At 62.8% G+C, this 1451-nt stretch carries 1 pseudogene; it reads left to right on the top strand.

Annotation, left to right across the window (positions count from 1 at the left end):
- Positions 1–1451 (top strand): annotated as a pseudogene (locus tag BGX12_RS15195) (hypothetical protein); the annotation flags it as partial.

The raw sequence follows: 1451 nt of genomic DNA, 5'->3' as shown, positions 1-1451 counted from the left end.
TGCGGAATCGAGGACGCCTTCGGGAACCTCGCTTCCGTCGCCTACGACGCGCATTCATGGCTCGTGGAATCCGTCACGGACGCCGTGGGGAACACGGTGTCCGCCGACAACGATTACCATTACATGTCTCCTCGGATGGTCATGGATGCGAACGGCAACAGGACCGCGGTGGACTGGACACCCCTCGGTCTCGTCTCGAAGGTTGCCCTGATGGGCAAGGAGGGGCTTTCGGAGGGCGACACGCTCGACAGCCCCACCGAGGAATTCATCTACGACTTCGGCTGCTTCGAAAATTCGGGTACGCCTGTCCACGTGCGCACCCGCCGCCGCGAGGCGCACGGCTCCGCCGCGTGCAGGTGGCTGGAGTCCGTCGAGTATTCGGACGGTGCGGGCCGCGTCGTGCTCGCCAAGGCCGTCGCGGAACCCGGCAAGTACAAAATGCTTGAAAATGGCTCAGTCGTCGAGAAGGACAGCGGGACTGATGTACGTTGGGTCGGTTCCGGCCGCACCATCTACAACAACGCGGGCAATCCCGTCAAGCAGTACGAGCCCTACTTCAGCGGGACGGACGCCTACGAGAGCGAACCCGCCATCGTCGAGACCGGGGTCACGCCCGTGCTGCACTACGACCCACTTGATAGGCTCGTGCGCACGGACCTGCCCGACGGCACGTTCAGCAAGGTCGAGTACTCCACCTGGGAACAGCGGAGCTTCGACCAGGACGACACCGTGCTGGAAAGTTCATGGTACGCGGACAGGGGCTCGCCGGACCCGGCGGGAAGCGAGCCCGCAGATTCTGAAAAGAGGGCCGCATGGCTCGCCGCGAAGCACACGGACACGCCTTCCGTGGAGTACCTGGACGCGCAGGGACGCCCGTTCTACGGCGTCGCGGACAACGGGACGCTTGGCAGGTACGCCACGCTCACGGTATTCGACATCCTGGGCAATCCCCTTTCCGTGACGGACGCCCGCGGCAACGTGGTGATGGCCTACGCCTACAACTCCCTTTCCGTGGCCTGCCGGACGGACAGCATGGACGCCGGGGAACGCAGGACGCTTCTTGCCGTGGACGGCCAGCCCGCACTGGGTTTTGACAGCCGCGGACACAGGCTGCGCAGCGTTTACGACGCATTGCGCCGCCCCGTGGAACAGTGGCTGAGCGAAAACGGCGGCACGGAAAAACTTGTCGGCAGGACCGTCTATGGCGAATCTGCGCCGAATCCCGAAGCCAGAAATTTGCGCGGCATGATGTGGAAATCCTACGACCAGAGCGGGCTTGTGGAAAACGTCGCCTACGACTTCAAGGGCAACTTGTTACAAAGTTCGCGACAGTTTACCAAGGCGTATAATCAGACTATAGACTGGAACGTCGCCGACCCGGACTCGCTGCTGGAGTCGGAAACGTTCACGACGGTCTCGGCCTACGACGCGCTGAACCGTGCTATAAGCAT

Origin of the sequence: Fibrobacter sp. UWR4, from assembly GCF_003149045.1 — a bacterium.
Classification (GTDB): Bacteria; Fibrobacterota; Fibrobacteria; order Fibrobacterales; family Fibrobacteraceae; genus Fibrobacter.
The sequence above is the reverse complement of the archived record's forward strand: the minus strand, read 5'-3'. Positions and strand labels throughout refer to the sequence as shown.